The sequence below is a fragment of the Maritimibacter alexandrii genome (genome assembly GCF_005871115.1).
GTDB lineage: Bacteria > Pseudomonadota > Alphaproteobacteria > Rhodobacterales > Rhodobacteraceae > Maritimibacter > Maritimibacter alkaliphilus.
The window spans coordinates 222,911-247,345 of sequence record NZ_SWKQ01000009.1 but is presented as its reverse complement, the minus strand read 5'-3'; the positions used below and the strand labels follow the sequence as shown (position 1 = coordinate 247,345).

23 protein-coding genes are annotated in these 24,435 nt (G+C 66.1%); 14 read left to right on the top strand and 9 right to left on the bottom strand.

From position 1 onward, the window contains the following. The first annotated feature begins 54 nt into the window (after window positions 1-54). The gene (locus FCT00_RS01965) at window positions 55-915 is read left to right on the top strand and encodes a formate/nitrite transporter family protein (protein ID WP_138421635.1); all 861 of its coding nucleotides are present in this window, start codon (window positions 55-57) and stop codon (window positions 913-915) included. On the opposite strand, the gene FCT00_RS01960 is transcribed toward FCT00_RS01965, so the two are convergent. From FCT00_RS01960 to FCT00_RS01950, 3 genes are all read right to left on the bottom strand, one after another. Further along, window positions 912-1,532, bottom strand: coding sequence for a hypothetical protein (locus tag FCT00_RS01960; protein ID WP_138421634.1), 621 nt, complete (start codon window positions 1,530-1,532; stop codon window positions 912-914). The genes FCT00_RS01965 and FCT00_RS01960 overlap by 4 nt on opposite strands. A 60-nt stretch (window positions 1,533-1,592) precedes the next feature. Further along, a complete protein-coding gene (locus FCT00_RS01955) occupies window positions 1,593-2,240 on the bottom strand; it encodes a glutathione S-transferase family protein (protein ID WP_138421633.1) in 648 nt (215 codons plus the stop codon). A 114-nt stretch (window positions 2,241-2,354) separates the two neighbouring features. Next, the gene (locus tag FCT00_RS01950; protein WP_008334477.1) at window positions 2,355-2,561 is read right to left on the bottom strand and encodes a SlyX family protein; all 207 of its coding nucleotides are present in this window, start codon (window positions 2,559-2,561) and stop codon (window positions 2,355-2,357) included. Window positions 2,562-2,640: 79 nt separating this feature from the next. Between FCT00_RS01950 and FCT00_RS01945 the strand changes: the two genes are divergently transcribed. From FCT00_RS01945 to FCT00_RS01900, 10 genes are all read left to right on the top strand, one after another. Next, a complete protein-coding gene (locus FCT00_RS01945) occupies window positions 2,641-2,958 on the top strand; it encodes a hypothetical protein (RefSeq protein ID WP_138421632.1) in 318 nt (105 codons plus the stop codon). 63 nt (window positions 2,959-3,021) lie between these two features. Then, window positions 3,022-4,539, top strand: a complete 1,518-nt coding sequence (gene hisS, locus FCT00_RS01940) for a histidine--tRNA ligase (protein WP_138421631.1) — start codon at window positions 3,022-3,024, stop codon at window positions 4,537-4,539. Further along, complete coding sequence (locus FCT00_RS01935; RefSeq protein ID WP_138421630.1) at window positions 4,532-5,626, top strand: ATP phosphoribosyltransferase regulatory subunit; 1,095 nt, start codon at window positions 4,532-4,534, stop codon at window positions 5,624-5,626. Before hisS ends, FCT00_RS01935 begins: the two co-directional genes overlap by 8 nt. Further along, window positions 5,623-6,321 (top strand): ATP phosphoribosyltransferase, encoded by a 699-nt coding sequence (gene hisG, locus FCT00_RS01930; RefSeq protein ID WP_008334485.1) that lies wholly within the window; start codon window positions 5,623-5,625, stop codon window positions 6,319-6,321. Before FCT00_RS01935 ends, hisG begins: the two co-directional genes overlap by 4 nt. 59 nt (window positions 6,322-6,380) lie before the next feature. Beyond that, the gene (locus FCT00_RS01925; protein ID WP_138421629.1) at window positions 6,381-8,564 is read left to right on the top strand and encodes a PBP1A family penicillin-binding protein; all 2,184 of its coding nucleotides are present in this window, start codon (window positions 6,381-6,383) and stop codon (window positions 8,562-8,564) included. 99 nt (window positions 8,565-8,663) lie between these two features. Continuing rightward, complete coding sequence (locus FCT00_RS01920; protein ID WP_138421628.1) at window positions 8,664-10,079, top strand: YcjX family GTP-binding protein; 1,416 nt, start codon at window positions 8,664-8,666, stop codon at window positions 10,077-10,079. Next, window positions 10,076-10,516 (top strand): GNAT family N-acetyltransferase, encoded by a 441-nt coding sequence (locus tag FCT00_RS01915; RefSeq protein ID WP_138421627.1) that lies wholly within the window; start codon window positions 10,076-10,078, stop codon window positions 10,514-10,516. Before FCT00_RS01920 ends, FCT00_RS01915 begins: the two co-directional genes overlap by 4 nt. Further along, window positions 10,513-11,514: a YcjF family protein gene (locus tag FCT00_RS01910; RefSeq protein ID WP_138421626.1), complete on the top strand. Its 1,002-nt coding sequence runs from the start codon at window positions 10,513-10,515 to the stop codon at window positions 11,512-11,514. The genes FCT00_RS01915 and FCT00_RS01910 overlap by 4 nt, the downstream gene beginning before the upstream one ends. Window positions 11,515-11,684: 170 nt before the next feature. Then, window positions 11,685-14,675 (top strand): isoleucine--tRNA ligase, encoded by a 2,991-nt coding sequence (gene ileS, locus FCT00_RS01905; RefSeq protein WP_138421625.1) that lies wholly within the window; start codon window positions 11,685-11,687, stop codon window positions 14,673-14,675. Beyond that, window positions 14,672-15,124 carry a methylated-DNA--[protein]-cysteine S-methyltransferase gene (locus FCT00_RS01900; protein ID WP_138421624.1) on the top strand — a complete coding sequence of 151 codons (453 nt, stop codon included), beginning with the start codon at window positions 14,672-14,674 and terminating at the stop codon, window positions 15,122-15,124. Before ileS ends, FCT00_RS01900 begins: the two co-directional genes overlap by 4 nt. Here FCT00_RS01900 and FCT00_RS01895 read toward each other — a convergent pair. The 5 genes from FCT00_RS01895 to fsa all read right to left on the bottom strand — a co-directional run bounded on the left by FCT00_RS01895 (window position 15,121) and on the right by fsa (window position 18,769). After that, a complete protein-coding gene (locus tag FCT00_RS01895) occupies window positions 15,121-15,828 on the bottom strand; it encodes a CDP-alcohol phosphatidyltransferase family protein (protein ID WP_138421623.1) in 708 nt (235 codons plus the stop codon). The two genes, FCT00_RS01900 and FCT00_RS01895, sit on opposite strands and share 4 nt — an antisense overlap. A 48-nt stretch (window positions 15,829-15,876) precedes the next feature. Continuing rightward, window positions 15,877-16,206 carry a hypothetical protein gene (locus tag FCT00_RS01890; protein ID WP_138421622.1) on the bottom strand — a complete coding sequence of 110 codons (330 nt, stop codon included), beginning with the start codon at window positions 16,204-16,206 and terminating at the stop codon, window positions 15,877-15,879. A gap of 52 nt (window positions 16,207-16,258) precedes the next feature. Next, window positions 16,259-17,200 (bottom strand): tyrosine recombinase XerC, encoded by a 942-nt coding sequence (locus FCT00_RS01885; protein WP_138421621.1) that lies wholly within the window; start codon window positions 17,198-17,200, stop codon window positions 16,259-16,261. A 71-nt stretch (window positions 17,201-17,271) separates the two neighbouring features. Next, window positions 17,272-17,979, bottom strand: a complete 708-nt coding sequence (locus FCT00_RS01880) for a DUF484 family protein (protein WP_008334498.1) — start codon at window positions 17,977-17,979, stop codon at window positions 17,272-17,274. Window positions 17,980-18,115: 136 nt separating this feature from the next. Beyond that, window positions 18,116-18,769, bottom strand: coding sequence for a fructose-6-phosphate aldolase (gene fsa / locus FCT00_RS01875; RefSeq protein WP_138421620.1), 654 nt, complete (start codon window positions 18,767-18,769; stop codon window positions 18,116-18,118). A gap of 113 nt (window positions 18,770-18,882) precedes the next feature. Between fsa and FCT00_RS01870 the strand changes: the two genes are divergently transcribed. Beyond that, window positions 18,883-21,072 carry a primosomal protein N' gene (locus FCT00_RS01870; RefSeq protein ID WP_138421619.1) on the top strand — a complete coding sequence of 730 codons (2,190 nt, stop codon included), beginning with the start codon at window positions 18,883-18,885 and terminating at the stop codon, window positions 21,070-21,072. Between the two features lie 126 nt (window positions 21,073-21,198). Here FCT00_RS01870 and FCT00_RS01865 read toward each other — a convergent pair whose 3' ends face one another. After that, the gene (locus FCT00_RS01865; protein WP_138421618.1) at window positions 21,199-22,263 is read right to left on the bottom strand and encodes a YeeE/YedE family protein; all 1,065 of its coding nucleotides are present in this window, start codon (window positions 22,261-22,263) and stop codon (window positions 21,199-21,201) included. A 186-nt stretch (window positions 22,264-22,449) separates the two neighbouring features. On the opposite strand from FCT00_RS01865, the gene FCT00_RS01860 reads away from it, so the two are divergent. Both FCT00_RS01860 and msrA read left to right on the top strand, forming a co-directional pair. Continuing rightward, entirely contained in the window at window positions 22,450-23,685 is a 1,236-nt protein-coding gene (locus FCT00_RS01860) for an MFS transporter (protein ID WP_138421617.1), read from the top strand. 34 nt (window positions 23,686-23,719) lie between these two features. Next, window positions 23,720-24,367: a peptide-methionine (S)-S-oxide reductase MsrA gene (gene msrA / locus FCT00_RS01855; RefSeq protein WP_008334522.1), complete on the top strand. Its 648-nt coding sequence runs from the start codon at window positions 23,720-23,722 to the stop codon at window positions 24,365-24,367. The last annotated feature ends 68 nt before the right edge of the window (window positions 24,368-24,435 follow it).

The following is a 24,435-nucleotide window of genomic DNA, read 5'->3' as shown; positions in this document are numbered from 1 at the left end:
GACTGAACCTTTCCGGCCTTTGCGCCGTTATCAGTCGGACACGAGGACCGTTACATGCACGACCATTCCCCCGACCGCGACAGCCCCGCGCCCGATCCCGCACTCGAGGAAGAGGAGCAGCAGGAGGAGATCAAGGAGGCGTCCAAGCTGTCGCCGACCACCATTTACGAGGTGATCCGGCTGGATGGCGAGGAAGAGCTTCGGCGCAACAAGCTGTCGCTCATGTGGTCGGGCATCTCGGCCGGGATCGTCATCAGTCTTTCGGTCCTTGGCGAAGCGATCTTCCGCGCGCACCTGCCCGATACGCCGGCGCGTTACCTGATCGAGAACCTCGGCTATTCGCTGGGCTTCCTGATGGTGATCGTGGGGCGGATGCAGTTGTTCACCGAGAACACGATGACCACGGTGCTGCCCTTGCTCGACAAGCCCGGCTGGGGCGTTCTGGGGCGCACGGCGGCGCTTTGGGCGATCGTGCTGATCGCCAACGTGATCGGCGCCTTCGTCGTGGCGCTGTTTTATGCCTATGGCGGCGCGCTGGGCGACGACCTTATGGCCGCCATGTTCGAACTGTCGCTGCACGCCGTCGGTTTCGAGCCGGGCGAAGCCTTTGCACGCGGCATTCCCGCCGGTGTCCTGATCGCAGCGATCGTCTGGATGCTGCCGCAGGTCAAGGATGCGGCGGTCGCGATCATCGTGATCTTCACCTGGCTCATCGCGGCAGGCGATTTCACGCATATCGTCGCCGGATCGGTCGAAATGGCGCTGCTGATGGTGGTGGGCGACCTAAGCGTTACGGACGGCGTGTTCGACTTTTTCCTGCCGGTGCTTGCCGGCAACGTGATAGGCGGCACGGCGATTTTCACCATGTTGATCTATGGCCAGACCCGGCGGGACCGCGAACGGCGTCTGGGTTAACGGCGCAGTTCCACGATGCGGCGCGCCACGCCTTCGCCGCCGTTCAGGGTGCCGACGGTGATGCCGTAGATCAGACGCTGGGACAGGACGACGAAGTAGAGGTCGAAGTCCACCTCGCCCTCGGGCCCGGTGTAGCTGCCGCCGCCCTGAAGCTGGGGCAGGGTATCTATGTCGCACCCGGCTTCGGCGGAGATCTGGTCATTCTGGGCCACATCCTCGGGGGCAAGCGGGCTGCCCTCGGGGAGATCGAAGTTGAGGCCGTCGCGCCAGGCCCGCAGTTCGACCTCGCCTTCGAAGACCGGACCGCCGCTGATGAAGAGTGCGTCGTTCACCATCGACAGGGTCGTCGGTTCCGCCGTGCCCTGATCGGGCAAAGGCACGGTGCGGCCCGACATGGTGGCCACGCCCACGCCCATGAAGGTCTGGTAGGTGCCGAGGATATCGGGGGCGTCGCCCGCCAGGATCGCGTCGGCGGTAAGCGTGCAGCCGATGCTGGGCGAGGCGTCCGGCGCGGGCAGATCCCTGGCCTCGACCCCGTCCGAGGTGTCCTGTGCCAGCGCCATGGACGCGGCGAGACAGAGAGCGGCAGCGGCGGGGGCGAGTGTGTATCGGGACATGAAATCTCCTGTCTGAATTACAAGAAACCTAGACGCCCCGCGCCCGCAGGTGAAGCCGCGTCAGGCCGCGAGCCCGCTTTTCTCGGGCGTGGCGAGCCCGTCGGCGCGAAGTGCGCGCTGCACGGCAGGGCGGGCGATCATGCGCTGGTGATGGTCGCGGATGTTGTCCGGCATCTCGATCCCGTGCTGGTGACACCAGCGGGTCATGTAGAAAAGCGCGCCCTCGGCCACGGTGAAATCGCCCAGTAGCCAGTCCTTGTCGCCCAGCGTTTCGGACAGGTTGTCGAGGCCGATCTTCACCTGATCGCGGCCATGCGCCCGAAGCGCCTCCTGCGCGGAGGGGTCGTTCGGGTGGAACTTCATCGGCGCGAAGATGAAGGTGAAGCCGCGCATGTGGATCGACGACACCATGTAATCCATGATCTCGATGACGCGGAGTTGGCCCTCGAAATCGGCGGGCAGCATCCGGGCCTCGGGATAGGTGTGGCCGATCCAGAGCGCGATGGCCGGAAACTCGGTCACGAGCGAGCCGTCTTCGCGCAGGATCGCGGGGACTTTGCCCTTGGGGTTCGCCGCGCGGTAGTCGGGCGAGAACTGTTCGCGGTTGGCAAGGTCGATGATCCGGTTCTCGAAGTCAGCCCCCGCCTCTTCGAGCAGCACATGGATGCCGATGGAACAGGCGCCGATGCCGTTGAAGAACGTAATCATGGTATCCTCCCTGAGACTGGCGCGAGCCTAGGGCAGGATACCTGTGTGTGACAGTCGGATTTTCGCGTCTTTGCGTTTCGCGTCCACGATGGATGGCGCGGGGGCGAACCCGCCCTACCAGTGCGGGGGTTTCTGGTCGGCCAGCGGGACGCTTCCGCCCGCCTCAAGCTCCTGCTCCGCCGCGCGTTCCATCAGCATGTGCAGACGGCGGGTGAGCGTGTCGAGCAGCTTGTCCTGCCGCGCGATCACCTCGGACAACTCGTCCACGGTGCGGGTGAGGTAGGCCACCTGTTCTTCGAGATCGGTAATGCGGTCGGTCATGTCCGTCTCCTTTTGATCGGTGTCATAGCGGGGGTGCCCGCCAAGCGCGACACTTACCTTCGTGAAATGGGAGGTAAGAATGAAACGCATCTTCGCAACCTTGGCCGCCCTGCTGATCGCCAGCGCGGCGCAGGCCTATGACGGTGAGCTTTACGTGACCTGTCATCTCGACCCGGCCGGCGACAACTGGGTCGCGCTGAAGGCCGCGCCGAACATCAATTCGCAGCGGCTGATGAAGCTTGGACCCGAGACGTTCCTCGTCACCACCGATCCCTATCCGCAGGGCAAGTGGCGGCAGGTGATCGTGCAGCGGTCGATGCAGAGTTGGGATTATTCCGGCCCCGTCGGCTGGGTCTATACCGATTACATCTGCTACGTGGATCTGAGCGGGGGCTGAGCGCCGCTTGCCCCGTGGCCGGAACCGGGATATTCCGCCCGCGAACGATGGACGGGACCGATCATGGCCAAGCAAAAGAAACAGCCCCGGCCCAAGGCGGAAACGCCGAAGGGCTTTCGCGATTACTTCGGCGCGGACGTGGAAGAGCGTCGGCATATGCTGGACGCGATTGCGGGCGTGTATCATCGCTATGGCTTCGATGCGCTGGAGTCCTCGGGCGTCGAAACGGTCGAGGCGCTGGGCAAGTTCCTGCCCGATGTGGACCGACCGAACGAAGGCGTCTTTGCCTGGCAGGACGAGGACGAGACGTGGATGGCGCTGCGGTATGACCTGACCGCGCCGCTTGCCCGCGTCTATGCCCAGCACCGCAACGACCTGCCGACCCCCTATCGCCGCTATGCGATGGGGCCGGTGTGGCGCAACGAGAAGCCGGGGCCGGGGCGGTATCGGCAGTTCTATCAGTGTGATGCGGATACGGTCGGCACGGCCAGCATGGCGGCGGATGCGGAAATCTGCGCGATGCTGTCGGACGCGCTGGAGGAGGTCGGCATTCCGCGTGGCGATTACGTGGTGCGGATCAACAACCGGAAAGTGCTGAACGGGGTCCTTCAAATTGCGCTCGGCTATGACGAAAACGACGTAGATGCTCAACTTGGCGCAGCATACGATGCGGCGAACAAGCGTGACGCAGTCCTCCGCACCATCGACAAGTTCGACAAGGTCGGCGAGGCCGGGGTGCGCGAGTTGCTCGGTAAAGGGCGACTGGATGCATCGGGCGCTTACATCGACGGCGTCGGGCTGACAAATGAGCAGGCCGAGCCGGTGATCCGGTTCCTGACCTCTAAAGGGGCCGATAACGCGACGACGCTCGCCAACTTAGCGGATGCCGTGGGAGACACCATCATCGGTCAGGCAGGCGTTGCCGAGCTTCGCGAGATCGCAGACTTCCTCGCCGCGCAAGGCTACGGCCCCGACCGCATCGTCATCGACCCTTCCGTCGTGCGCGGTCTTGGCTACTACACCGGCCCGGTGTTCGAGGCGGAGCTGACGTTCGAGATTCTCGACGACAAAGGCCGCCCGCGTCAGTTCGGGTCCGTCGCCGGTGGGGGCCGCTACGATGACCTCGTGGCGCGGTTCACCGGGCAGACCGTGCCTGCCGTGGGCGTCTCCATCGGTGTCGACCGGCTGCTGGCCGCCCTGCGGGAAAAGGGTCGGGTGGGCGGCACCGCGCAAGGGCCGGTGGTTGTCACTGTGATGGACCGGGACCGGATGGCCGACTATCAGACGATGGTCTCGGACCTGCGCAACGCAGGCATCCGGGCCGAGGTCTATCTGGGCAATCCCAAGAATTTCGGCAACCAGATGAAATACGCCGACAAGCGCAACTCGCCCATCGCCATCATCGAAGGCGGGGACGAGAAAGAGCGGGGCGTCGTTCAGCTCAAGGATCTGATCCTCGGCGCGAAGATCGCTGAAAACGCGACGTTGGAAGAGTGGAAGGAACGCCCTTCGCAGATTGAAGTTTCGCGGGCCGATCTGGTGGCGGAAGTTCGAAAAATGCTGGACGGCCAGAATGCCTGACACGCTCGCAAAGGCGCAGGTCCGGGCCGAGGCCGCGCGGCTTCTGGCCCTGTTCGAAGGTCAGGGCGCGCAGGTCGTCGAGACGCCGATCCTGCAACCGGCCGAGACGCTGCTCGATCTGTATGGCGAGGATATTCGTGCGCGCGCTTATGTCACCTCGGACCCGATGATGGGCGAGGCGATGCTGCGCCCCGACTTCACCGTGCCCGTGGTTCAGATGCACATGGCCGAAGGGGCCGAGCCTGCGCGCTATACCTATGCCGGCGAAGTGTTTCGCAAGCAGGAGGACGATCCGCACCGCGCGCCGGAATACATGCAGGTCGGCTACGAGGTGTTCGACCGGGCCAATCCTGCGGCCTCCGACGCCGAGGTGTTCAGCGTGTTTTCCGACATCCTCGCGCCGCAGGGTCTGCGGGCGGCGACGGGTGACCTGGGTATCCTGCTGGCCGCCGTGCGCGGGCTGACCACCACCGAGCGGCGGCGCAACGCGCTGCTCAGGCACCTGTGGCGACCGCGCCGGTTCCGTGCGCTGCTCGACCGGTTTTCGGGGCGCGCGCAGAACCCCGAGGGGCGCAAGGCGCTGGCCGCTGGCGATCCCTTCGAGGGGATGGACGCGCCGGTCATCGGCCTGCGGTCGCGCGACGAGATCGAGGAACGCATCGCGGCCTTGCGGGAGGATATGACGACCCCGCCGATCCCCGAGACCGAGGTCGCGCTGCTCAACGACCTGCTGTCGATGCGCGAGACGATGACGAACGTGTGCGAGAACCTGCGCGATCTGGCGGTGGACATGCCGTCGATCATGGGGGCGGTCGAACGGTTCAGCGCGCGGTGCAAGGCGCTGGAGGCACGCGGTGTCGATGTCGAAAACCTCGACTTCGAGGGGTCGTTCGGGCGCACCACGCTGGAATATTACGACGGCTTCGTTTTCGGTTTCTACGCCGCCAGCCGCCCGGACCTGCCGCCTGTCGCCACGGGCGGGCGTTACGATGCGCTGACGCGGGTGCTGGGGCGTGGGTCCGAGATTCCGGCGGTCGGCGGCGTGATCCGCCCCGAACTGCTCTTGGCGGCGGGAGGTGCGGCATGACCATCAAGCTTGGCGTGCCCTCCAAGGGCCGGCTCATGGAAAAGACCTTCGACTGGTTCGCGGATCGCGGCGTGACGCTGGCGCGCACCGGGTCGGAGCGGGAATATGCGGGCGCGGTCACGGGGATCGACGGGATCGAGCTGGTCCTGCTTTCCGCCGGGGAAATCCCGCGCGAACTGGCGGCGGGCCGTATCCACCTTGGCGTCACCGGGTCGGACCTCGTGCGCGAAAAGCTCGGGCTGTGGGAGGAAAAGGTGGGCGAGCTTGCGCCGATGGGGTTCGGTCACGCCGACCTTATCATCGCCGTGCCGAAAGCCTGGGTCGACGTGACCACGCTTGACGATCTCGACGCGGTGGCCGCGGCGTTCCGGCGTCGTCACGGCTTCCGCCTGCGCATCGCGACCAAGTATCACCGCCTGATCCGCGACTATCTGCGCGATAACGGGGTGGCCGATTACCAGTTGGTCGACAGTCAGGGCGCGACCGAGGGCACCGTGAAGAACGAGACCGCCGAGGCGATTGCCGACATCACCTCGACCGGGGAAACCTTGCGCGCGAACCATCTCAAGGTGCTCTCCGGCGGCCCGGTGCACCGCTCGCAGGCGACGCTGTTCAAAAGCCGCATGGCCGAGTGGTCCAAGGACGACCGCCGCATACTGACCGACCTCAAGGACCGTCTCGGGCTCGAAGACTGACGCAGGCGCCGGAACCGACGGACTGAGCCTGCGTTCTTCCCTTGAACGAGGGAGAGCGCATGTCCGATCACCATAAAACCGCTGCGAACTGGGCCCGTGAACTTGGCCGTCGAACGGGGCGCGTCTTTCGCGGCGGTCCCGGCCCCGCGACCGACGATGGCGACGAAGGGCGCGAGCGGCAGGGGCGTCGCCCGTCGCGCAGGAAACGCATCGCCGTAGGTGCGGGGGCGCTTGCGCTTTGCGCGCTGCTGGTCGGAGGCGCTTTCGTCTTCACCCTGTCCGATCTCGACCGCTACGAGGTGAACACCGAGACCGTCCTTCAATTCGAGGATTCCAAAGGCGGCCCGCTCATGCTGCGCGGCGAAGTTCCGTCGGCCTATGTCACGCTCGACGAAATGCCCGTGCATCTCGCCGAAGCCGTGGTCGCGATCGAGGATCGCCGGTTCTTCTCCCACGGTGGCATCGATCCCCGGTCGGTCGGGCGAGCCGTCATGGCCAATGCCTCGGCCGGTGAAATCGTCGAAGGGGGCAGCACGATCTCGCAACAGCTTATCAAGATCAGCTATCTCGAACCCGAGCGGACGTGGCGGCGCAAGTTTCACGAGGCGCTGCTCACGCTGTCGCTGGAACGCCGTTATTCGAAGGAGGACATCCTCGAACGCTACATGAACGCGGTGTACCTTGGCAGCGGTGCGCGTGGGATGGGGGCCGCGTCGAAGGTCTATTTCGGCAAACCCGTCTCCGAGCTGACCCTCGCCGAAAGCGCGGCCCTCGCCGCGACCATCCAGCTGCCCTCCGCCGTGAACCTTTTTTCCGATCCCGAGGCGCTCAAATCCCGCGCCGTCCAGACCATCCGCAACATGCGTGCGGACGGCAAGATCGACGCGACCGAGGCGAATGCGGCGGTTGCGGAATTGACGGTCATACAACCGACGCAAGCGAAAGGCAGCTACGGCGGGTGGTTCGCCGATGTGGTGGCCGCCCAGACTGAAACGTTGGCCGACAGGTTCGATCAGCCGGGCAGCGTGCGCACGACATTGGACCCGGACATGCAAGCGCAGGCCGAGGCCGCGGTGAACAAGGTGCTTGCCGGCACGCCGCATCAGGCCGCGCTCGTCGCGCTGGACCCGGAGGGGCGCGTGGTCGCGATGGTCGGCGGGCGCGACTATGCCGACAGCCAGTTCAACCGGGCGACGCAGGCGCAGCGCCAGCCCGGATCGACCTTCAAGACCTTCGTTTACATGACGGCGCTGGCTCAGGGCATGTCGCCCGACGACGTGATCGAGGATGCGCCCGTCGAGATCGATGGCTACACGCCCGACAATTTCGATGGCCGCTATCATGGCCACGTCACACTGACGACCGCTTTTGCGAACTCCTACAACGCGGCTGCCGTGAAGCTTGGGCAGGCCGTGGGGCTGGACAACGTCGCCGCGACCGCGCGGGCGCTGGGTCTGGACGCCGAGGTCTCCGCCACGCCGTCGCTTGCGTTGGGCGCCTCCGAAGTGACACTGCTGGACCTCACCGAAGCCTATGCCGGGATCGCCACCGGGCGTATGCCGTTCAAGTCGCATTTCGTCGAGGGCATCACCGCCGGGCAGACGGGCGAGTATTTTCCGTTCGACTGGCAAGACCCGGCGCCGAGCGCGATGAGCGAAAAGCTGGATCCGGTGCGCGAGCAGATCGCGGGCATGTTGCGCGCGACCGTGACGGACGGGACGGGCAAGGCCGTCGCGGGTGTGCCGGGGGCGGTGGGCAAGACCGGCACCAGCCAGAATTTCCGCGATGCGTGGTTCGTGGGCTGGGGCAACGGTCATGTGGTCGGCGTCTGGGTCGGCAATGACGACAACAGCCCGATGGAGGGCGTGACGGGCGGCAGCCTTCCGGCACAGATCTGGGCCGCGTTCCTCGAGGGTGCCGGGGTCGACGCGCAGACGGGGACGGTGGCCCAAAACCCGGCCCCCGAGGTCGTCGCGCGCGAGGGCCGGCGGCAAGACGTGGCCCCGGCGGCGGATGGCGATGCGCTGCGCGACGTCATCGCCGGGATCACGCGGACGGGCGAGATCGACGGGCAGGCGCTGGAACGCGCGGTGCGGGGCCTGTTGAACCAGGGCGGCGCGGCGACGGCGCAGGCCGGATCGTGCAACGTCGCCTCGTGCGACCGCGCCTATCGCTCTTTCCGCGCCTCGGACTGCACCTATCAGCCTTATGGCGGCGGGCCGCGCAAGCTTTGCACCCGGTAAGCAGCGCTCGTGCGGCGCTTCGGGCGGGCGGGTTGTCCGATGCCACTGGCGAGCCCGCTGTCCAGCCCCTATGTTCTTGGAAACGAAAGGGGTTCGGCGTTGATTTTCAACGATATCGCGGATGGCATCGTCCGGCAGGTCGAGGCGGTGGGAAACGGCGTGAACGAGGCGCTGTTCGAACCCGTGATCCGGCTGGGCGTCACCGGGTTGTCCCGTGCGGGCAAAACCGTGTTCATCACCTCGCTCGTCGCGAACCTGATGAACCGCGAGAGGATGCCGGGCTTTCTGCCTGCCGCCGAGGGGCGCGTCCTGACCGCCTTTCTCCAGCCGCAGCCGCATGACGACGTGCCGCGCTTCGACTATGAAAGCCACCTGTCGGCCATGACCGGGCCGGACCCGCACTGGCCGCAATCGACCCGCGCGGTGAGCGAGCTTCGCTTGTCCTTCCGCGTCAAACCCGGCGGGCTCCTGTCCGGGCTGCGCTCGCCCCGCACCGTGCATCTGGATATCGTGGATTACCCCGGTGAATGGCTGCTCGATCTGGGGCTTCTCGACATGGACTATGCCACGTGGTCCGAGGACGCGCTGAAACGGGCCGAGCCGCGCAAGATGGGGGGCGATTTTCTTGCCGCTGCCCACGCCGCCGATCCGGCGGGCGAGTATGACGAGGCGACGGCCAAGACCTTGTCGTCGGATTTCGCCGCCTACCTGCGCGACGCGCGCGAGGCCGGGTTTTCTGACTGCACGCCGGGGCGGTTCCTGCTGCCCGGCGAGATGGCGGGGTCGCCCGCATTGACGTTCGCGCCGCTCCCGACGCCCACGCGCGCGCCGCGAGGGTCGCTCCACCGCGAGTTCGAGCGTCGGTTCGAGGCCTATAAATCCAAGGTGGTGAAGCCCTTCTTCCGCGATCATTTTTCCCGCATCGACCGTCAGATCGTGCTGGTCGACGTGCTGGGCGCGATCCATGCGGGGCCAGCCGCGCTGGAAGACCTGCGACGGGCGATGGCGGAAATCCTGGCGGCGTTCCGGCCCGGTCGCAACGCGTGGCTCACATCGCTCCTCACTGGGCGGCGGGTCGAGAAGATCCTGTTCGCGGCGACCAAGGCCGACCATCTGCACCATACCCAGCACCCGCGCCTGACCGCCGTGATGTCGGCGCTGATGCGTGAGGCCAAGGATCGCGCGGATTTCGCCGGGGCCAGCACGGCGGCCATGTCCATCGCGGCGCTTCGAACCACGACCGAAGAGACGCTGGACCATCAGGGCCGCAAGCTCGACTGCGTGCGCGGCACGCTTCTGGACACCGGAAAACGCGCGGCGTTCTACCCCGGCGATCTGCCCGAAGACCCGGCACGGCTGCTCAAGCCCGCGCGCGACGGGGCCGAGGCGTGGCTCGACGAGGATTACGGGATCATGCGGTTCGCGCCCGCCGAGATCACGCTGAAACCGGGCGAGGGTCCGCCGCACATCCGGCTCGACCGCGCCGCCGAATTCCTGCTGGGGGATCGGCTGTGAGAGCGGTGCGCATCACCCGCGCCCGGCCATGGGAGACGCCCGTGCTGGCGCGCATCCTGTGGGATTTCGGGGGCGAGGCCGCGTGGCTGCCCCGTGTGCGCACCCGCACCGAAGAGGCGCGGCTCATTCGCCGGATGGTTCGCCGGGGATGGGTCCATGTCGCCCGCCGTGGCGCGCGCGTCGTCGGGTTCATCGCCGCCGGCGAGGGCGAGATTCACGCGCTTTATCTGCTGCCCGAGGCACGGGGGCAGGGGATCGGACAGGCGCTGATCGCCCATGCGCAGGCACGTTCGCCCCGGCTTGGACTGTGGGCCCACGCCGCCAACCATCCCGCGCGCCGCTTCTACGCCGCCGCCGGGTTCCGCCCCGTGTCGGTGGGCGCGTCGAACGACGAGCGGCTCACGGAAATCCGATTTGAGTGGGAGGGTGCGGCATGAGCAAAGGCCCGGTTCTGATCGACCTCGACGACGACGTGCCCGCCAAGGAAACGCCCGCCACCGCGCCACCCGTGCCGGACCCGGAGCCGGACCTGCCGCAACCCCGCGCGATGGAAATGGCGGCCCGGATCGCCGCCCGCAAACCCTCGCGGCTGTCGCGCTGGTTCTGGTCGCTGGCCCTGTCGCTGGTGGGGTTCGCCGCATCCGTCGCGGCTTGGGAATTCGTGACGACGCTGTTGGAACGCAACCCGGTGCTGGGCCTGATCGCTACCGTGCTGACGGTCGCCTTCGTCGTGGTCCTGCTTATCATCGCGCTGCGGGAACTGGCGGCCTTCGCCCGCCTGCGCCGCGTCGACGACATCCATGCGGCGGCGGATGCGGCGCTGACCCATGCCGATCTGGCCGAGGCGAAGGGCGTCATAGAGCGGCTGCGCCGTCTCTTCCGTGGGCGCGAGGATCTGCGCTGGGGTCTGGATCGTCTGGCCGAACGTGAGGGCGACGTCTTCGATGCGGATGGGCTGATTCACTTGGCCGAGGCCGAGTTGCTCGGGCCATTGGACGAATTGGCCAAACGCGAGGTCGAGGCGGCGGCGCGGCAAGTCGCCACCGTGACGGCCATCGTCCCGCTCGCGCTGGCGGATGTGGTAACGGCGCTCACCTCGAACATCCGCATGATCCGCCGGATCGCGGAGATTTACGGGGGCCGTGCGGGCGCTCTGGGTGCATGGCGGTTGACCCGCGCCGTGATGACGCACCTCGTGGCCACCGGGGCCGTGGCCGTGGGCGACGACCTGATCCAATCGGTCGCAGGCGGCACGGCGCTGTCGCGCATCTCCCGCCGGTTCGGCGAGGGCGTCGTGAACGGCGCGCTGACCGCGCGTGTGGGCGTGGCCGCGATGGAGGTGTGCAGGCCCCTCCCGTTTTCGCGGGAGAAAAAGCCTTCGGTCACGCGGTTGGTGCAACGGGCGCTGACGGGGCTGTTCGGCTCGAAAAGCTGACAGTTGCGGACCGTCGCCAAGGGGCGCTATACCCCCGCCCATGATGCACATGGCGATCATCATTCGAATTAGCGGCCCGGCTCTCACCTGAGACGCCGGGACAAGGCGTATGGACCCCGCGCCGCCCTTCCCCTACACACACCGCGACCAGAATTCGAAGGACACACCCGATGTGCGCCGACACGCCTGACTACAAAGATACCCTGAATCTGCCCGAGACGGATTTTCCGATGCGCGCGGGCCTGCCGAACCGCGAACCCGGCTGGCTGGACCGCTGGGAAAAGATCGGCGTTTACGACCGCCTGCGCGAGAAACAGGGGCGCCCGCCCTTCACGCTGCACGATGGCCCGCCCTATGCGAACGGTCACCTGCATATCGGCCACGCGCTGAACAAGATCCTCAAGGACATGATCGTGCGCAGCCAGCAGATGCTGGGCCATGACGCGCGGTACGTGCCGGGTTGGGATTGTCACGGCCTTCCGATCGAATGGAAGATCGAAGAGCAGTATCGCAAGAAGGGCAAGAACAAGGACGAAGTGCCGGTCATCGACTTCCGTCAGGAATGCCGCCGCTTCGCCGAGGGCTGGATCGACATCCAGCGTGAGGAGTTCAAACGTCTGGGTGTGACCGGCAACTGGGCCGACCCCTATCTGACGATGGACTACCACGCCGAGGCCGTGATCGCGGAAGAGTTCATGAAATTCCTCATGAACGGCACGCTTTATCAGGGCTCGAAGCCCGTGATGTGGAGTCCCGTGGAAAAGACCGCGCTGGCCGAGGCCGAGGTCGAATATCACGACAAGGAAAGCTTCACGATCTGGGTGAAGTTCAAGGTCACCGACTTCAATGTGAAGGACGAGGATCGCATGTCCGAGGAAGAGACCTCGGAGATGCGTGAGGCCGTGGCGCAGACGCTGGCCGAAACGCGCGAGAAATTCCTCGGCGCGAACGTGGTGATCTGGACGACGACGCCTTGGACGATCCCGTCGAACAAGGCGGTCGTGTTCGGGGCCGATTATCAGTATGGCCTCTACGAAGTCACCGACACGCCCGACGAATGCTGGGCGAGCGTGGGCGAACGCTTCATCCTTGCCGACAAGCTGGCCGCGCAGACCTTTGCGCGTGCCCGTCTGGAGGAGGGCCAGTGGAAGCGCGTCTCCGACGTGACCGCGCATCAACTGGCCGCCATGACGCTGGCTCACCCGCTGGCCGGGGCCGAAGGGGCGAACGGCGAATGGGACCAGCCGCGCGATTTCCGGGCCGCCGATTTCGTGACGGACGAGGAAGGCACCGGGTTCGTCCATTGTGCGCCGTCGCACGGGATGGAGGAGTACGAGCTTTACCGTGACCTCGGGATGCTGGATCAGGTCATCACCTACAACGTGATGGACGATGGCGGCTTCCGCGCCGATCTGCCGTTCTTCGGGGGCAAGTACATCCTCAACCGCAAGGGCGGGGAGGGCGACGCCAACAAGACCGTCATCGACAAGCTAGTCGAGGTGGGCGGGCTGCTCGCGCGTGGCAAGATCAAGCACAGCTATCCGCACAGCTGGCGCTCCAAGGCTCCGGTGATCTATCGCAACACCTCGCAGTGGTTCGCCGCCGTCGATGCCAAGCTTGACGACGGCATGGGGCAGTATGGCGACACGATCCGCGCGCGCGCGCTGACCTCGATCGACGAGCTGGTCAAGTGGACGCCGCAGACCGGGCGCAACCGGCTCTATTCGATGATCGAAAGCCGCCCCGACTGGGTGCTGTCGCGCCAGCGCGCATGGGGTGTGCCGCTCACCTGCTTCACCAAGAAGGGGGCGCTGCCGACCGATCCCGACTTCCTGCTGCGTGACGAGACCGTGAACGCGCGGGTCGTGGCAGAGTTCGAGGCCAAGGGCGCGGACGTCTGGTATGAAGACGGGTTCAAGGACCGCGTGCTCGGCAATGTCGTGAACCCGGACGACTACGAACAGGTGTTCGACGTGCTCGACGTGTGGTTCGACTCTGGCTCGACCCATGCCTTCGTGCTGCGCGACCGCCCGGACGGGACCGAGGACGGGATCGCGGATCTTTACCTCGAAGGCACGGACCAGCACCGTGGCTGGTTCCACTCGTCGCTGCTTCAGGCCTGCGGGACCAAGGGCCGCGCGCCTTATCGCGGGGTGCTGACGCATGGCTTCACGCTCGACGAGAAGGGCATGAAGATGTCCAAGTCGCTGGGCAACACCATCGCGCCCGAGGACGTGACCAAGCAGTATGGCGCGGACATCCTGCGCCTGTGGGTGGCGCAGTCGGATTACACCGCCGACCTGCGGATCGGGCAGGAGATCCTGAAAGGGACCGCCGATAGCTACCGTCGCCTGCGCAACACGATGCGCTTCATCCTCGGCAACCTCGCGGGCTTCTCGGACGACGAGAAGGTCGCGGTCGAGGACATGCCCGAGCTCGAGCGCTGGGTGCTTCACCGGATCGCGGAACTTGACGAAATCGTACGTCAGGGCTTTGCCGACTACGATTTCCAAGGGCTTTTCCAGCAGGTTTTCAACTTCGCGACCGTGGACCTGTCATCGGTGTATTTCGACATTCGCAAGGATGCGCTCTACTGCGACGCGGACGATAGCACGCGCCGCCGCGCCGCGCGCACCGTGCTCGACATCCTGTTCCACCGCCTGACCACATGGCTCGCCCCGATCCTCGTCTTCACGATGGAAGAGGTCTGGCTGGAGCGGTTCCCGGGTGACGAAAGCTCGGTCCACCTCGTCGATATTCCCGAGACGCCGGCGGCGTGGATGGACGAAGCGCTGGCGGCCAAGTGGGCCGGTATCCGCAAGGTGCGCCGGGTCGTGACCGCCGCGCTCGAGGTGCAGCGCCGCGACAAGGTGATCGGGGCATCGCTCGAAGCGGCACCCGTTGTGCATGTCGAGGACGCCGAAGTCGCCAAGGCGCTGGGCACCGTGCATTTCGCCGACATCTGCATCACCTCGGGCGTGTCGGTGACGACCGATCCGGCACCCGCCGAAGCCTTCCGCCTGCCGGATGCGCCGGGCGTGGCTGTGGTGTTCGAGACGGCGGATGGCGAGAAATGCCAACGCTGCTGGAAGATCCTGCCGGACGTGGGCACCCATTCGCACGACGGCGTCTGCGGGCGCTGCGACGAGGCGCTGGGGTGACCATCCGCGTCGAGAGCCCGGTCGGCCCGCTTTTCGTGAGCGAGGGCGACGGGGCGATCACGCGGGTCTCGTGGCGTGCGGCGGATCTGGGGGAAGAGACCCCGGTTCTGGCCGAGGCGCGGGCGCAGTTAGGCGAATATTTTGATGGAAAGCGGCAGGCGTTCGACCTGCCGCTTTTCGTGTCGGGGTCCGACTTTCAGCGTCAGGTCTGCGCGGCGATGTCCGCGATCCCGTTCGGGGAAACCCGCACCTATGGGGACATCGCCCGCGACCTCGGCGTGCCCGCGCAGGCGGTGGGGCAGGCCTGCGGCGGCAATCCGATCCCGGTCATCATCCCGTGCCACAGGGTTCTTGGCGCCAACTCGCTTGGCGGTTTTTCCGGGGAAGGCGGGGTCGAAACCAAGGTCGCGCTTCTGCGGCATGAGGGTGCCGCGGGGCTGCTGATCTAGGCGGTTCGCGCGGCGCTGCGCTGCGGGATGATCTGCTGCGCGATACCGGCGAACAGCAGGTAGACGCTGGTGATAACGATGCCCCAATGCGCCCATAGGCCGGGGGCGAAATCGAACCAAGCCGCCCAGCCTGCGAAGCCGGTCCACGCGATCGCGATGGGAAGCGACAGCTTGCGCCAGCGCACGGTGCGGGCCGGGTGGATGAACTTGAGCGGCGTGAACATCGCGATGGCGAGCGCCACGACCAGAACCAGCGTGATCCAGAAATTCGGCTCGGTCGCGAACAGCACCACGACCACCATGTTCCAGCAGCCCGGAAAGCCCGCGAAGGAGTTGTCCTTGGTCTTCATCCGACTGTCGGCGAAGTAGAGCGCCGAGGCGTAGGTGATGAGGATGATCGCGATCCACCCCGTCCAGCCGGGCAGGATACCGGACTTGAACAGCGCGTAGGCCGGGATGAACACGTATGTCAGGTAGTCGATGATGAGGTCCATCAGGACCCCGTCGATCTGCTTGGCGTATCGTCTGACGTCGTAGCGCCGCGCCAGCGGGCCGTCGATGCCGTCGACGATGAAGGCGACGACGAGCCAGACATACATCAGGCCCCATTCTTCTTCTACGGCGGCAAGCATGGCCAGCATCGCGCAGATGGCGCCGATTGCGGTGAAGAGGTGGACGGCAATCGCCTTTAACTCGCGGGTCATGTCCGACTTGATGGACGATCAACGAAGGCAGGACAAGCCCCGACTGGGTCAGCGCAGTTCACGCATGGCCGCATAAAGCTGATGGATGCCATCGACGGTCGGAGGGATCGGCTGTTGGCTGACCGCAGGGGGCGGGGGCAGCGGTGCGCTGTTCAGCGGCTGAAGCTCGGCGGTTCCTGAGCGGCCCTGCACCGATTGGCCCGGTCCGGAGGCGCTGGTGACGGGACCGCCCGCGTCGGGCGCGGCTCCGCGTGCCGTTTTTTCCATCGCATCAGTGAAATTGCCCGCCTTGCCCTCGGCGGCGATGGTGGTGATGGCGTTCAGGGCCTTGCCGGCCAACATGAGGGGCACGGCGGCCCCGGCTGCTGCTGCAAACATGGCTCGTCCTTTCTGGTCAAGCGAATCTGCCGACCAGCATGGCGCCAAGCCTTCAAGATTTTCCTAACGCGCGCGGATGGGCGCGGTCATAGACCTCCATCAGCCGTTGGGTGTCGACCGCCGTATAGGCCTGCGTGGTGGACAGCGAGGCATGGCCGAGCAGCTCCTGTATCGCCCTGAGGTCGCCGCCCGCGTTCAGAAGATGGGTCGCGAAGCTGTGGCGCATCGCGTGCGGTGTGGCGGTCGCCGGCAGGCCCAGTTGCAGCCGTGCGCTTTCCATCGCCTTCTGCACAGTGCGCGGACCCAGCGCCTTGCCGCGCGCGCCATAGAATAGGGGCGTGTCGTCGGTCACCGGGTAGGGGCAGAGGCGGACGTAGCTCGCGACCGCATCGCGCGCGGCGGGCAGGACCGGGACCAGCCGCTCTTTCCCGCCCTTGCCGACGATGCGCAGAACGTCGGGCAGGGGGTGGGCGCGTCCCGGCAGGCCCAATGCCTCGGAGATCCGCAATCCGCACCCGTAGAGCAGCGTGACGACGGCGGCGTCGCGCGCCCCGATCCAGCCGTCGCGGGCCTGAATCGCCGTGGTCGAGATGACCTCTTCCGCGGCCTCCTGCGACACGGGGCGGGGCAGTTTGGCGGTGAACTTGGGCGCGCGGGTCGACAAGACGGTCGAGGCATCGAACCCGTCACGGTCCGACAGCCAGCGGTAAAAGCCCTTGACCGCCGACAGGGCGCGGGCGAGCGACCGGGCCGATAGGCCGCCGGCGCGTTCCGATGCCATCCATGCGCGCATGTCGGAGATCGTGACGCTGGCAAGCGCGGTGCGCCCGTGCGAGGCGCCGTGGTGGGCCGACAGGAACGCAAGGAAGCTGACCACATCCTTGCGGTAGGCTTCGATCGTATTGGCCGCCGCCCCGTCGAGCGCGCGCAGATGGTCGAGCCAACCGGACAGCGCATCGCGTGCGCCATCGGATATGACGATCCCGTCAGGCATTCAGTCTTGCGATCTTTTCACGCGTGAAACCGGCAGATTCCACTCGTTTCTCGGCCAATTCGAACCTCGGCTCACGCCAGCCAGCGGCGCATCGTGCGTTCGAACACCCCGCCGAAATAGGTCAGAAGGTCGGTGCCCTGACCCGGCTTGAACTGGTGCGGGTCTTCGGCCCCCATGACCAGCATACCGGGCAGACGGCCTTCGCCGAGGTCGAGCCGGATCAGCGCCTCGGACCGAATCCAATAGCCGGAGTCGCCGAACAGCTTCTTGTCCTGCTCCTGCACCTGTCGCAGCGTGACCGAGGGTCCGCCATGTTCCCGCGGGCGCCCGATGTAGTCGTCCGAGAAGCCGCGCGGGGCGGTGACGAGCACGTCGCCCACCTTCTTCAGCGCGGGGTCCGCCTCGGTCATTTCGGTTTCAAGCACCAGCCGCAGGCAATCGACGCGCAGAACATCCGCGATATCCGTGCCAAGCTCGTGCAGGAGCGTTTCGAAATCGTCCTGTTCGAGGATGCGCAGGGTCGCCCGGTGGATGATGTTCATCCCGGCGAGGTTTTCATAGGCCGCCGCGATCACCGAGCGGTGCGTGTCCTCAAGCCGGTCGAGGCGGCTTTCCAGCCGTTCCATCGCGATCCCGCGCAGATCGACGATATTCGCGCCCATGGCACGTTCGTTCGCCGCGATCAGGGCGCGCATCATGTCGTGATCTTCGAGGATGACCTCTGGCTGGGTCAGAAGCTGCTCGCGCACGTCTTCGGTAATGGGAGCGTTGCTCGTCATTCGCCTGTCCTAACTGCCGTTTTTTCGTTTCTTGACAGTGAGTCTAGCAGGTCGCGAATCGGATTTCTGCAACTTTTTTACGAAAAACGGGACCATGAGGCCCCGTTTCATCAGTTTTGTGACATCTGGTCCCGGTTCAGAGGATCTTGATGCCCGCCGCCTTGATGTCGGCGAGGAAGGCGTCGAGCCCCTTGTCGGTCAGCGGATGGTTCGCCATCGCCTTGATGACGCCCGGCGGTGCGGTCATCACGTCGGCCCCGATCAACGCGGCGTCCTTCACGTGGTTGACGGTGCGGATCGAGGCGGCGAGGATTTGCGTCTCGTAGCCGTAATTGTCATAGATCGTGCGGATCTCGGAGATCAGTTCCATGCCGTCCATGTTGATGTCGTCCAGCCGCCCGATGAAGGGCGAGATGAAGGTCGCGCCCGCTTTGGCGGCCAGAAGCGCCTGGTTGGCCGAGAAGCACAGCGTGACGTTCACCATGTGGCCGTCGTCGGTCAGCGCCTTGCAGGCCTTGAGCCCGTCGAGCGTGAGCGGCACCTTGACCGCGATGTTGCCCGCGATCTCGACAAGCTTGCGGCCCTCGGCGATCATCTGGTCCGCATCGGTCGCGGTCACCTCGGCCGAGACGGGGCCATCCACGATTTCGCAGATCTCTTTCGTCACCTCGAGGATGTCGCGCCCCGACTTCTTGATGAGCGAGGGGTTGGTGGTCACCCCGTCGAGCAGGCCGAGATCGTTGAGTTCCCGGATGGCATCGACGTCGGCGGTATCGGCAAAGAATTTCATGGCAGCGTCCCTGGGTCGGATGGTCGAAAATGTTAGCGGTGTCATACAGGAGGTGATCCGCCGCAGAAAGCCCCCCTTTGCCGATTTGCGAGGGTTCGCCGGGATCGTCCGACATGGCTGAGTTTTTCGACGAAGGGAGCCGGGTTTCGGTCCTGACCACTCAGGGCATCGACCGGCTGCTCACCTACCGCGCGCCCGAAGGCGGCTGCTGGGAGGGCGCCTTCGTCGAAGTGCCCCTTGGTCCGCGCAAGGTCATGGGCGTGGTCTGGGGTCCGGGCGAGCAGGGGTTCGACGCCTCGAAACTGCGCGCCGTCATCCGGGTGCTCGACGTGCAGCCGATGCGTGCGGAGATGGCCGAGTTCCTCACCCGTGTCGGGGATTACACGCTCACGCCGATGAATTTCATGCTGCGGCTGGCGACCCGCGCGCCCGGCCTCACCAATCCGCCGTCGATGCGCAAGATCTATCGCTTGGGTCACCATGAACCGGACCGCAAGACCGAGGCGCGCGAGCGCGTGCTGGAGGTCTTGGAATCGCAGGCGCATTCGGCCTTCACGCTCAAGGAACTGGCCGAAGAGGCGGGCGTCACCTCGTCCGTCGTGAAGGGGTTGGTGAAACTCGGCGCGGTCGAGGAAGAGGAAAGCCCCCGCGACCTGCCGTTCCCCCATCTCGACTACACCGCGCCGGGCAAGGCGCTGACCGGGGATCAGGCGGCGGCAGCCGGTGCGCTGCGCGACGGCGTGCGATCCGGCACGTTCGGCGCGACGCTTCTGCGCGGCGTCACCGGATCGGGCAAGACCGAGGTCTATCTGGAAGCGGTGGCGGAATGTCTGGCGCAGGGCCGTCAGGCGCTCGTCCTCCTGCCGGAAATCGCCCTGACCTCGGAATTCCTGAAACGGGTCGAGGAACGCTTCGGCGCCAAACCCGCCGAATGGCATTCCGGTGTGACCATGACCGAACGGCGCCGCGTCTGGCGCATGGTGGCCGAAGGCGGCGCGCAGATGGTGATCGGCGCGCGCTCGTCCCTGTTCCTGCCGTTTCGCGACATCGGCCTGATCGTCGTGGATGAGGAGCACGACAATTCCTACAAGCAGGAGGATGGCGTGCTCTATTCGGCGCGCGATATGTCGGTGCTGCGCGGGTCCATCAACGGCGCACAGGTGGTGCTGGCCTCGGCCACCCCGTCGCTCGAGACATGGGCCAACGCACAGGCCGGGAAATACAATCGCCTCGATCTGACCAGCCGGTTCGGCCCCGCCGTTCTGCCGGAAATGCGCACCATCGACATGCGGCAGGAGGATCTTCCGGGCAATCGCTGGATCTCGCCCACGCTCGCCACCGCCGTCCGTGGCCGGATCGACGAGGGCGAGCAGGCGCTGATATTCCTCAATCGCCGTGGCTATGCGCCGGTCACGGTCTGCCGCGCCTGCGGCCACCAGATCGGCTGCGACCACTGCGACGCGCGCATGGTCGAACACCGCTTCCTAAAGCGTCTCGTCTGTCACCAGTGCGGCGAGACGAAACCGATGCCCGAGACATGCCCGTCCTGCGAGGCCGAGGGCAAACTCGCCCCCGTCGGGCCGGGGGTGGAGCGAATGGCCGAAGAAGTGGCCGAGACCTTCCCGGATGCGCGGGTCGCCGTGCTGTCCTCGGACCTCTTCGCCAGCGCCCGCGCGCTCAAGGCGCAGATCGAGCTGATCGCGGCGGGCGAGGCGGACATCATCATCGGCACGCAGATCGTGGCCAAAGGGCACAACTTCCCGAAGCTCACACTCGTCGGCGTGATCGACGCGGACCTCGGCCTGCAAGGCTCGGACCTGCGCGCCGCCGAACGCACGTTTCAATTGATCCGGCAGGTTGCGGGCCGGGCCGGTCGCGGCGACGTCTCCGGCCTCGCGCTGCTTCAGACGTTCCAGCCCGAACACCCGGTGATCCGCGCGATCCTGTCGGGCGATGAGGAAGGGTTCTGGAAAGCCGAAGCCTCGGAACGACAGGCGGCGGGCGTGCCCCCCTATGGGCGTCTGGCGGGCATCGTCATTTCCGCCCCCGACCTCGACGCGGCGATGAACCTTGGCACCGCGCTCGCCCGGTCCGACGGTCCCATCGTCCAGATCGGCGCGCAGGTCTTCGGGCCGGCGCCCGCGCCCATCGCCCGCATCCGGGGCCGCCATCGCGTTCGCCTGCTCGTAAAGGCGCCCAAGACCGCCCCCCTGCAAACGGCCTTGCGAAAGTGGCTGGCCAACATGGACGTCAAAGGCGACATCCGACTCTCCGTCGATATCGACCCGCAAAGCTTCTACTGAACCGCGATCCTCTTCTCTGTTTCCGGAAACCTCGGGGGTGTGGGGGCAGCGCCCCCACTTAAAGCAGGGGTGTGGGGGCAGCGCCCCCACCCGGGTCGGCTTGCGCCCTGCGCAAGTCGAAACCTCTCACGCGGGCTGGCCGATCGGCCCCCGTTGATCGACGAGGAAATCCGTCGCCATCGCCCCGATCCACATGGAAAAGAGCGCGAGCCATGCGGTGCCGACGAAGATCGACCCGCCGGACACGCCCGCCCCGATCGCGCAGCCGCCCGCCAGCATCCCGCCGAAGCCCATCAGCGCGGCGCCCGCGAAGGCGCGGCGCATGTTCTGTTCGTTCTCGAACCCTTGAAACCGGAACTCGCGCTTGATCCAGCTTGCCACGAACGCGCCGATCACCACACCGGGGACAAGTCCGATGTCGAACTCCAGCGCCGGGTTCGGCTCCAGAAAGAACATGAGCGTATTGGCCGAAGGGCCGGTGAACGTGGCCGAGGTGACCGTGACCGGATCGAACGCCACCTGACTGAGCGAAAAGGTCAGCACCCATCCCAAAGCGACGGCGAAGCCGACGCCGGAGGCGAAGACGAGGCGCGCAGCGCCGATCTGGTTGCGCCGCGCCACGACCAGAGCGAGCACCGCGAGCGCGAGGCCAAGGGCGAAGCCCGACCAGTCCGGCAGGCGGAGCGTGTGCAGCAGGTTCACGTTGGTCCCGCCTTCGGTCATCCAGACACGCGCAAGGCGGTCGCGCAGCGGGGCGAGCGAGCCGTGCAGCGACATCTGCGCCACCACGGCGAAGATCAGGCCGGACACGACCGAGCGCAGGTTGCCCGTCGCCGCCAGCACCAGAAGCCGCCCCGAACAGCCACGGGCCAGCACCATGCCGACCCCGAACATCAACCCGCCGATGATCGCTCCGGACCATGACCCGGTGACGGCCATCATCCGGGCGTCCTCGACCCGCATCCATCCCAGAAGCGACGCGCCCTGAACCCAGGCCAGCGCGGTCGAAAAGGTCAAGAGCCACACCGCGACCGACGGCCCCATCCGGCGCCGCGCGAATTCGACCGTCGCGGCGCGCAGGCAAAAGCGCGAGCGTTGGGCCGCCACGCCGAAGACGATCCCGGTGACGAGGCCGAACAGCGCCCCGGTCTGGGTCTCTCCAATCCAGTCTATGAGCGGAACGATATCCATCGCGCGTCCTCCTGTTCGCCGTGTCTTGTGTCACGATCCCGCCCGGCGAGCCTTGATTTGGATCAGACGCATTCGCGGCACTGCATACGTCTCCTGTGCGCGGATGGCTCGGGTCAGCGTCGCACTGTGCGGGTCCGAACAGGGATCGGGTCTCGCCAGAGCCTATGTGCGGCCCTATTGAGGGACATGCGATTTCACAAAGTCACTCTCGAAGAAGCCAAGAGCCTGCCGATCTGGCGCCAGCCCATCGCGCTTCTGGTGGTGACGGCGGCGGCGATGCCGATCGCCTTCGCGACGTGGAACGCGCTTCTCAACAACTTCGTCATCGAGGTCGCCGGTTTCACCGGGGTCGAGATCGGGTGGCTGCACTCGGTCCGTGAAATCCCCGGCTTCCTCGCCATCGGGGTCATCGCGCTCATCATGTTCGTTCGGGAGCAGGTTCTGGGCCTCGTCGCGCTGTTGCTGCTGGGCGCTGCAACGGCGGTGACCGCGTGGTTCCCGTCCTTGGGCGGCATCCTCACCATCACGATGCTCTCGTCGATCGGGTTCCACTACTACGAAACCGTGAACCAGTCGCTTCAACTGCAATGGATCCCGCGAGAGCGCGCGCCGCAGGTGCTGGGCTGGCTGGTGGCCGTGGCCTCTGCCGCGTCGCTCGCTTCCTACGGGTTGCTCGTGCTGACGTGGAAGGCGTTCGATCTGAGTTACAACTTCGTCTATCTCGCGGCGGGCGGGATCGCGACGCTCATGGCGATCGGTGCGCTCATCGTCTTTCCGCAATTCGAAAGCCCGGAGCCGCAGCTCAAGACCTTCGTGCTGCGCCGGCGCTACTGGCTTTACTACGCCCTACAGGCCATGTCGGGTGCGCGCCGCCAGATCTTCGTCGTCTTCGCCGCGTTCATGATGGTCGAGCGGTTCGGCTTCGAGGTGCACGAGGTCACGGCGCTGTTCATCATCAACTTCGTCGCCAACATGCTCTTCGCGCCGCTCATGGGTCGGGCCGTGGCGCGGTGGGGCGAGCGGCGGGCGCTCATGTTCGAATACGGGGGGCTGATCCTCGTCTTTCTCGCCTATGGCGGCATCTATTACTTCGGCTGGGGCGTGATGCTGGCGGGTGCGCTTTACGTCATCGACCATCTGTTCTTCTCGCTGGCCTTCGCGATGAAGACCTATTTCCAGAAGATCGCGGACGTGCCCGATATCGCGCCGACGGCTGCCGTGGCCTTCACCATCAACCATATCGCGGCGGTGTTCCTTCCGGCGCTTCTGGGGTATCTCTGGGTGCAGTCGCCGGGCGCGGTGTTCGGGCTGGCGGCGGGTATGGCGGCGGCCTCGCTGATGTTGGCGATGCTGATCCCGCGGCACCCGGAAAAGGGTCACGAGACCGTGTTGACCGGCACCGCGATCTCGCCCGCCGAGTGATCCGAGCCTATATTGCCGGGCAAAGGAGGACGCGATGTTTGGATTTTTCAAAGACCCCGAGATGGTGACGGCGGCGGATGCGCTGCCGGGCCGCGACCATGCGATCCCCACGGCGGACGAGCACGCGGTGTTCGGTCGGCCCCTGACGATGGACGTGCCCGAGGGCATGGAGGTCGCGATTTTCGCGATGGGTTGCTACTGGGGCGTCGAGCGCAAGTTCTGGCAGGTGCCGGGCGTCTGGCTGACCATGGTCGGCAACGCGGGCGGCCACACGCCGAACCCGACCTATGAAGAGGTCTGCACGGGCCGCACCGGGCACGCCGAAGCGGTGCGCGTGGTCTACGACCCCAAACAGGTCAGCTATGAGGAGCTGCTTCAGGTGTTTTGGGAGGGTCACGACCCGACCCAAGGGATGCGGCAGGGCAACGACCGGGGCACGCAGTATCGTTCGGCGATCTACGCCGTGAACGACGCGCAACTCGCCGCGGCCAAGGCCAGCCGCGAACGGTTCCAGCCGCGCCTGTCCAAGGCAGGCTATGGCAAGATTACCACGGATATCGAGATGGCCGGACCGTTCTACTGGGCCGAGGACTATCACCAGCAATACCTGCACAAGCACCCGAACGGCTACTGCGGGCTGGGCGGCACCGGGGTCACCTGCCCGGTGGGCACAGACGCCTGAGCCGGGGCGGAAACCTGAAACGACAAAGGCCGCGCGGGTTCTTGCGCGGCCTTTTTCATTCGTTCGCG

Excerpts from the sequence above, each read along its gene's own strand:
- FCT00_RS01885 (WP_138421621.1), bottom strand. The coding sequence starts at position 17,200 with ATGCCTGACGGGATCGTCATATCCGATGGCGCACGCGATGCGCTGTCC.
- FCT00_RS01880 (WP_008334498.1), bottom strand. The coding sequence starts at position 17,979 with ATGACGAGCAACGCTCCCATTACCGAAGACGTGCGCGAGCAGCTTCTG.
- FCT00_RS01965 (WP_138421635.1), top strand. The coding sequence starts at position 55 with ATGCACGACCATTCCCCCGACCGCGACAGCCCCGCGCCCGATCCCGCA.
- fsa (WP_138421620.1), bottom strand. The coding sequence starts at position 18,769 with ATGAAATTCTTTGCCGATACCGCCGACGTCGATGCCATCCGGGAACTC.
- FCT00_RS01925 (WP_138421629.1), top strand. The coding sequence starts at position 6,381 with ATGTCCGATCACCATAAAACCGCTGCGAACTGGGCCCGTGAACTTGGC.
- FCT00_RS01910 (WP_138421626.1), top strand. The coding sequence starts at position 10,513 with ATGAGCAAAGGCCCGGTTCTGATCGACCTCGACGACGACGTGCCCGCC.
- msrA (WP_008334522.1), top strand. The coding sequence starts at position 23,720 with ATGTTTGGATTTTTCAAAGACCCCGAGATGGTGACGGCGGCGGATGCG.
- hisS (WP_138421631.1), top strand. The coding sequence starts at position 3,022 with ATGGCCAAGCAAAAGAAACAGCCCCGGCCCAAGGCGGAAACGCCGAAG.
- FCT00_RS01945 (WP_138421632.1), top strand. The coding sequence starts at position 2,641 with ATGAAACGCATCTTCGCAACCTTGGCCGCCCTGCTGATCGCCAGCGCG.
- FCT00_RS01865 (WP_138421618.1), bottom strand. The coding sequence starts at position 22,263 with ATGGATATCGTTCCGCTCATAGACTGGATTGGAGAGACCCAGACCGGG.
- FCT00_RS01860 (WP_138421617.1), top strand. The coding sequence starts at position 22,450 with ATGCGATTTCACAAAGTCACTCTCGAAGAAGCCAAGAGCCTGCCGATC.
- FCT00_RS01950 (WP_008334477.1), bottom strand. The coding sequence starts at position 2,561 with ATGACCGACCGCATTACCGATCTCGAAGAACAGGTGGCCTACCTCACC.
- FCT00_RS01870 (WP_138421619.1), top strand. The coding sequence starts at position 18,883 with ATGGCTGAGTTTTTCGACGAAGGGAGCCGGGTTTCGGTCCTGACCACT.
- FCT00_RS01890 (WP_138421622.1), bottom strand. The coding sequence starts at position 16,206 with ATGTTTGCAGCAGCAGCCGGGGCCGCCGTGCCCCTCATGTTGGCCGGC.
- ileS (WP_138421625.1), top strand. The coding sequence starts at position 11,685 with ATGTGCGCCGACACGCCTGACTACAAAGATACCCTGAATCTGCCCGAG.
- hisG (WP_008334485.1), top strand. The coding sequence starts at position 5,623 with ATGACCATCAAGCTTGGCGTGCCCTCCAAGGGCCGGCTCATGGAAAAG.
- FCT00_RS01895 (WP_138421623.1), bottom strand. The coding sequence starts at position 15,828 with ATGACCCGCGAGTTAAAGGCGATTGCCGTCCACCTCTTCACCGCAATC.
- FCT00_RS01935 (WP_138421630.1), top strand. The coding sequence starts at position 4,532 with ATGCCTGACACGCTCGCAAAGGCGCAGGTCCGGGCCGAGGCCGCGCGG.
- FCT00_RS01960 (WP_138421634.1), bottom strand. The coding sequence starts at position 1,532 with ATGTCCCGATACACACTCGCCCCCGCCGCTGCCGCTCTCTGTCTCGCC.
- FCT00_RS01955 (WP_138421633.1), bottom strand. The coding sequence starts at position 2,240 with ATGATTACGTTCTTCAACGGCATCGGCGCCTGTTCCATCGGCATCCAT.